The organism is Vibrio sp. 1978 (assembly GCF_033344345.1).
On sequence record NZ_JAWPOP010000024.1, the window covers coordinates 63472 to 70769 of the forward strand.

5 protein-coding genes and 1 pseudogene are annotated in these 7298 nt (G+C 44.6%); 4 read left to right on the forward strand and 2 right to left on the reverse strand.

What is annotated here, in order from left to right:
• The first annotated feature begins 49 nt into the window (after positions 1–49).
• The 4 genes from pstC to R8N49_RS19550 all read left to right on the forward strand — a co-directional run bounded on the left by pstC (position 50) and on the right by R8N49_RS19550 (position 5132).
• Positions 50–982 carry a phosphate ABC transporter permease subunit PstC gene (gene pstC, locus R8N49_RS19535; protein ID WP_005375154.1) on the forward strand — a complete coding sequence of 311 codons (933 nt, stop codon included), beginning with the start codon at positions 50–52 and terminating at the stop codon, positions 980–982.
• A 22-nt stretch (positions 983–1004) separates the two neighbouring features.
• Positions 1005–1868 carry a phosphate ABC transporter permease PstA gene (pstA, locus tag R8N49_RS19540; RefSeq protein WP_005383923.1) on the forward strand — a complete coding sequence of 288 codons (864 nt, stop codon included), beginning with the start codon at positions 1005–1007 and terminating at the stop codon, positions 1866–1868.
• 60 nt (positions 1869–1928) lie between these two features.
• Positions 1929–2678 carry a phosphate ABC transporter ATP-binding protein PstB gene (gene pstB, locus R8N49_RS19545; RefSeq protein WP_005375156.1) on the forward strand — a complete coding sequence of 250 codons (750 nt, stop codon included), beginning with the start codon at positions 1929–1931 and terminating at the stop codon, positions 2676–2678.
• A gap of 327 nt (positions 2679–3005) precedes the next feature.
• Entirely contained in the window at positions 3006–5132 is a 2127-nt protein-coding gene (locus R8N49_RS19550) for a GGDEF domain-containing protein (RefSeq protein ID WP_054574929.1), read from the forward strand.
• Between the two features lie 125 nt (positions 5133–5257).
• Here R8N49_RS19550 and R8N49_RS19555 read toward each other — a convergent pair whose 3' ends face one another.
• Together R8N49_RS19555 and R8N49_RS19560 are read right to left on the reverse strand one after the other, a co-directional pair.
• On the reverse strand, positions 5258–6904 hold the full coding sequence (locus tag R8N49_RS19555) for a BatD family protein (RefSeq protein WP_171342471.1): 1647 nt from the start codon (positions 6902–6904) through the stop codon (positions 5258–5260).
• 4 nt (positions 6905–6908) lie between these two features.
• A pseudogene (locus R8N49_RS19560) lies at positions 6909–7298 on the reverse strand (hypothetical protein); the annotation flags it as partial.

Consider the following 7298-nt stretch of genomic DNA (forward strand, 5'->3'; position numbering starts at 1 on the left):
TTCTATCCATTGTGTTCAACGGCATTGCCCAGAACCGTGAGATTTTTAAATGACCATCGCAACAAATAGTGAAAAGCTTATGAATACTGACGCTAGAGCTATCAGCAAGTCAGGCCTACGCGAGAAGCGTCGTGTAGACTGGAAAGAGCGCATCTTCCACGGCTTGTTCCTAACGAGTGCCGTAATCGGCATTGTTTCATTGGCCGTTATTGCATACTTCATCGTTCGAGAGAGTATTCCGGCATTCCAAGAAGCAGGCGTATCGGGCATTGTCTTAGGACAAAACTGGTTACCACCTGCGCTTTACGGTGTCGCCACCATGATTGTGGCATCTATCGTATCGACGGCTGGTGCTGTCATTGTTGGGGTTCCAATTGGTGTTCTGACCGCCATTTTTATCGCTGAAATCGCACCAAAGCGATTAGCAGACATTATCCGTCCAGCGGTTGAGCTGCTAGCCGGTATTCCTTCAGTGGTCTACGGTTTCTTCGGTCTGGTTATTATCGTTCCATTGATTCAGAAAGTATTTGATGTACCTGCAGGTAACACTATCTTGGCCGGTATTATTGTTCTTGGTGTGATGATTCTACCAACAGTAATTACGGTTTCTGAAACGTCTATTCGCGCTGTCCCTCGTACTTATAAAGAAGGTTCTTTGGCACTGGGCGCATCGAAAATCTACACCATCTTTAAGTTGCTCGTTCCAGCGGCTCGCTCAGGCATCATGACAGGTGTGATACTGGGTATCGGTCGTGCGTTGGGTGAGACCATGGCGATTATCATGGTTATGGGTAACGCGCCGGCAATGCCAGAAGGCATCTTGGATTCGGCTCGTACACTAACTGCAAACATCGCTATTGAAATGTCTTACGCAAGTGGTGTTCACGCGAACGCACTTTACGCTACAGGTGTAGTACTTCTGGTCTTCATCATGTCGTTGAACGCTGTACTACTGTACCTAAACCGAGAAAAAGCGAAGTAATCGCTCGTTAAAGGTGACTATTATGGATCGCGCAAAACTAAAAAAAGCACGCCAGTTCAAAGATAATGTCTTTAACGCATTTGTCTGGATTTCGGCAGCACTAACGGTAGGTTTCTTGTTCTGGATTATCTGGTACATCTTATCAAACGGTCTACAACACGTAGATTGGAACTTCATTACTGATAACTATACGCGCACAGGTGAAGAGCACGGTATCTTCCCAATGATTGTGGCGACCATTTACATGGTTATCGCTTCTATCGCAGTGGCAGCGCCACTCGGTATCATGACGGCAATCTACTTGACCGAATACGCGAAAGTGGGCAGTCGTTTGGTGAAAATCATCCGATTCTGTACCGAGTCATTGGCGGGTATCCCGTCGATCATTTTCGGCCTGTTTGGTATGACTTTCTTCGTGGCGATTCTTGGCCTTGGCTTCTCGATTCTGTCGGGTGCATTGACGCTAAGTATCTTAATCCTGCCAGTTATCATCCGTACAACGGAAGAAGCGCTGATGGCAGTACCACAAACGTACCGTGAAGGCTCTTATGGCCTCGGTGCTTCTAAGATTTACACTATCTGGCGTTTGATTCTTCCGAGCGCAATGCCAGGTATCTTAACCTCGGTCATTCTAAGTATTGGTCGTGTCATTGGTGAGTCTGCTCCAGTATTCCTGACAGCAGGTATGGTTGCACGTATTCCGGATTCTTTATTGGATTCAGGTCGTACGCTAACCGTTCACCTATACAAACTGACTACCGAACTGTTTACCGTTGAAGAATGGAATCAGGCTTACGGTACGGCAACAGTGCTTATCGTAGTTGTTCTCTTGATCAACATGGTAACGAAACTGATTGCTAGACGTTTTAACACCGCAACTTACTAACAACACTAATTAAGAACGCACGTTAAAAGACACGAATTCAAGAATTAAGAGATTAAGACAATGAACAAATTTGATATTGAAAACCTAGACCTATTCTACGGTGACAACCAAGCACTGAAATCGATCAACTTACCAATTCCAGTTCGCCAAGTAACTGCACTTATCGGCCCGTCAGGTTGCGGAAAATCAACGCTTCTACGCTGTTTGAACCGAATGAATGATCTAATCGAAGGCGTGAAAATTACAGGTAAATTGGCGATGGACGGCGAAGATATTTACGGCAACATTGATGTTGCTGACCTTCGCATCAAAGTCGGCATGGTATTCCAAAAGCCAAATCCATTCCCGATGAGTATTTACGAGAACGTGGCTTACGGCTTACGTGCTCAAGGTATCAAAGACAAAAAGACAATTGATGAAGTGGTAGAGCGTTCGCTGCGCGGTGCTGCACTTTGGGATGAGGTGAAAGATCGCCTTAAATCACACGCATTCGGTCTTTCTGGTGGTCAGCAGCAACGTTTATGTATTGCACGTACAATCGCGATGGAGCCGGATGTGATTCTGATGGATGAGCCAACGTCGGCACTTGACCCAATTGCGACACACAAAATCGAAGAACTGATGGAAGAGCTAAAGAAGAACTACACCATCGTTATCGTGACTCACTCAATGCAACAGGCGCGTCGTATCTCTGACCGCACTGCGTTTTTCCTAATGGGTGAACTGGTTGAGCACAACGATACGCAAGTGATCTTTAGCAACCCTCAAGACGACCGTACTCAAGGCTACGTAAATGGTGATTTCGGTTAATCCACCGTATTTACAAGCATAACTAAATAACTATAAGCGATGGTAACTTTGCCCCTCTTGATGAGGGGCCTTTTTCTTTTTAAGTCGTAGGCTTAAAACATCTACCAACACAAAAATCTTGTAAATAAGTACAACTTTCCTCCCCAGTTTATAAAGCATGTAACTTATGTGAAACATGGCTTTAAAAGTGCTGAAGAGCTCTCGAATGTAACACTAAGTCTGATAATTTTGCGAATGACTTAACAGCTCAAATTTGAACGTATTGATTGCATATCATGGCCTAAGTAGTTTTTTATCGAGGATAAAAAAGTAGATTAGGTTGGTAGGGTGAGTTTAAGAAGTTTTACAAGAAAAGTGTCTTCAACGAGGGACCATCGGTTGCTAGCGGAGGCAATCTTTGATCATTTAGAGAGTCTGTTCTCCCCTCAAGCCCTCGCTATTTTTGAAGATCCTTCAATTAACCCTCGTCATTCAATGAGCTTCTCTCGCGGAGAGCTTTACCCAACCCAAAACTATCCTGAGACATTCTGGGAGTGGGCAAGTCAGTTTGATACCTCTGAAAGCATCATACCTCTGGCGATCAACACTTGTAACTGGAATCACACCCGAGATTTAGGCGGTGATAGTTACATCATGATGCTCGACAACACGCCTATCAAACGTACCTACCTACTGATTCAATCTGTACATGCTCGCACAGCACATAATATCTATGAAGAAAGTTACGACGCAATGCAGCTCGCAGCGGCGCGTTGGCAATGTATTCGTGCTGAAAAAAATGCCTCGAAAGAGATCAGGCACAGAGATATTCGTGAAGCGCAATATGTTGATGAGATTAGCCAACGCGAGCGCTTTATCGAAAATATGAAGTTAGTTCAGCAAGTTGCACTCGAAATCTCTAATCCTGATTCTTTAAAGGACTTGTACTACAAAGCCGTCGAAGCGTTACGTGAACGACTTGGGTTTGATCGCTCTACACTGATGCTTCTCGATATGAAAAAGCGCAGCTTCAGTGGTACATACGGCACGGATGAGTCAGGAATTACGATTGATGAATTTCACACACAATACGATTTACATCAACTTAGCGAGGAGTATATCACCGCGTTATCTAGCCTTGAGAGCAACTTAGTGATTGTAGAAGACGCGCCAATATACACAGCAGGCAAGGTCATCGGGCAGGGCTGGAATGCGATGTTGATTTTACGCGATGGCAATGAACCGTTTGGGTGGTTCGCGCTAGATAACTTTATTCATCGTAAGCCGATAACGGCATATCAAAAACAGATGTTGGACTCGTTTGGTTCACTCTTCTCTCAAATTTACATTCGTAAGCGCCAAGAACAAAACGTACGCATGTTGCATTCAAGCATGGTTGAGTTATCACGTTGCACTACTGTCAGTGGAGTATGCAAATCGGCCGTCACTTTCGCCATTAAAAATCTTGGTATTGATCGAATGGCGGTGTTTTTAACTGATGAAAATTGCTCTTACATGCAAGGAACGTGGGGTACCGATATTCAAGGTAACGTGGTGGATGAATCTTACTTCTTTGGCGAAACCCAAGATTTCTCTCTTATAAATTTGGCTCGCTCAATGCCAAACGAAGTCGCATTTGAAGAATCAGTGCCTATTTATCATGACTGTAATATTGTTGGCTTTGGTTGGGCTGCGATGACGGTATTGACTTCAAATAGCAGTGGTCCTATCGCCTTTATCGCTGTTGATAATTTGCTGACACGTGCGCCGTTAACTTCTCAGTTACGTGAAGTGATTCGTATGTTCGCGTCCAGCTTAGCTGAAGTATTGCAACGTACTCAAGCTCAAGAGGCGATTCGCGAATTAAACGAAAACTTAGAGCTGGAGGTTCAGAACCGAACAAAAGAGTTGGAGGAAGCCAATCGACAGCTTGAGGTACTTTCTAAGCTCGATCCTTTGACGCGTCTTGGTAATCGCCGCATGTTAGAACATGTGATGCAAAAATATTGTGCCCTAGAGTGTGAAGACGACATGTCGTTTGGCCTGATCCTGATTGATATTGACCATTTTGGCTTATTCAATAATCACTATGGTCATCTCGAAGGCGATATCGCATTGATGCGAATTGGCTATATCTTGGATCATCATACCAAAGGTGAAGATGAAGTTTTTTGCCGTATCGGAGGTGAGGAGTTTGCATTGCTCATGATTGGTTCTGAGCAAGAGGAGGTCCGACTGAGAGCAGAGTGCATTCGTCAGTGCATCGAGGGCGAGGGGATAAAGCATCGACATAACCCAGAAGGGGAGTTACTTACCGTTTCAGTCGGTTACTCCTGTTATAAAGCGAAAGGCAAAGACTTTAATTTCGACCATTTATATCAGTTGTCGGATAAGGCACTCTATCAAGCGAAGAATCATGGGCGAAATTGTGTAAGGCGATACGAATACGAGCCCCAAGTTTTGTTGAGTAAGTGATGTTCATAAGAGCAACTTGATAGGGAAGAAGCGGCGGTTGGTGCTCTAGATAAAACCGCTAAAGCAAAATTTGGCCGGATAAGAGAATTGGCAGCTCATGAGAGCTGCCATTGTTATCTAGTTATTTATAGCTTTTCGAGTTGGTGGTCGGTTTTCGTTACGTTTGCTTTGCCAAGGTTTTGAATTTTCGCTAACAGCGAATCAGGGCTCCAAGGTTGTTGGTTAGCACTAAAACGCGCTTGATTCATGGCATTAAGCTCTTGCTTAATTGCTTGTACGTCACCAGGGTTTAACCTGTCTTGATGAGTGGTTAAATACTCATTTACAGAGCGTTCAATTTTCGCAGCATCGCCCTCTTCGATGACTTTTTTTAGCGCGTCGATGCAAAGTGGTTGTTCAGTATTTGAAACCGTTCCACTCGCTGTTATTGACCGCTTTTTCCATGCCCAAATTGCGATTCCCAATGTCATTATCCAAAGCCCTAAGAAAACAAAGGTTAACGTTCGCCAGAGACTGTTTACACCGCCGCTTGATTCAGGACTAGGGGCTGGCACTAAAGGCGCTGAAAGAGGCGATTCCGGCAACGTGATTAGCCCAGTGTCATTTTTCTCTACGTCTAATGTTAGCTCTGGTAACGTTGTTTTCTTCGCTTCATCATTTTGACTGTCCCACCAGTTCACGTCGTATCCTGGTAAGGTATATTTCCCGGCCTCTGTAGGAATAATGACTTGCTTCACCGTCATGGTAACGGTGCCATCTCTTCCGCTATCGAACTTAGGTTGTTCGGGATACACGCGCAGTGAACTCGGGTAACTAATATTGACTCGTGGCAGATATTCGGCTTGTGTACCGCGAGCCTTAACTTGAATGGTTCGAGTGAGTGAAGAACCTTGCTTTACTGTGTTGATCGCGTTAATCGACAGTAGGTTACCTTGATCGTCTTGCCAGCTCTGTGTCATTTCTAACGCTGAAGCAGGAAGCCATTCACCTTTAAATTCGCTCGGAATCGGTTTGACCGTGATTGGCATGCGTTCCGCTTTGGTGTTGATAGGCATTATTTTGGTTGAGCCCGTCAAGCTGTCGCCATAAATATAAGAACCGGTCAGTTTAGGACCTATCAAGGTATAAGTGCCTGGTTGATTGGCCGTTAGGCGAAACGACTGCTCTATGACCGCTACTTCTAACCCATTTAAGATCTTCTGTCTTTGCTGTAAGCCACCCAGTGCCTCAAGCTTCATGCCTTCAATTTGCGGAGGTACTATTTGTGGGTTATCTAGGCGTCGAGTGTCCGCTTTGATTAGAAGCTGTATACGTAATGTTGCAGATTGCTGAGGGTAGAGCGTACTGTTGTCGACCGTAATATTGAAGCTAAATAGATCATCAAGATTGGGGTCTGTTTGGCTCGCGTTGACATGTAGTTTGATCGGCTCCGTTTTCATACCATCAGCGGAAAAACTTGGAATAGTCAGAACACCTTCTTTCATTGGTGCAATTGAGATACTCCACTCGGTACGCACTGATTTTCTTCCGTTAATGTTATTGCTAGAGCGGCCATAACGAGGTTGACCCAAGAAGAAGTCTTTCTCTAGAACATTGAAGTCGATTGAGTCTGAGCTGAGCTCAGTATCTGAAATGATTCTGAGGTTAATCACTTCATTCTTGGCTACTTGTGTTTTATTCACACTAGCTTGAAGTGTCTGTGCCATCACCGAGAAACTGGATATTAGGCTGGCCACAAAAATAAAGACCAGTTTTACGCCTTTGTTCATCACAGGCTTACCACTCCTTTTGAGATTGTTGTGGAGGTTGTTTTTGTTGCGCTTGAAGTTGCATTTGCGCACGGATCAAAAAGCTTGGGTCGCGAGCACTTTCTACTGCTTCTAGTCGACGGAACTCAGGATCATCCTGATGCATTTTTTCGGGATGCGCTTTAGCCTGTATTGGTTCATCTTGATCCTTCACTTGCTTGTCATCTCGTTGCGGTTGATGTTGTTCCGTTTTTTGTTTTTCTTTTTTATTTTCAGAATCTTGCTGATTTTGTGACTGTTGTCCTTGCGCTTCTTTCCCTTCGTTTTGAGACTTTTGTTGCTGTTGCTGTTGCTGTTGCTGTTGCTGTTGCTGTTGCTGTTGCTGTTGCTGTTGCTGTTGCTGTTGCTGTTGCTGTTG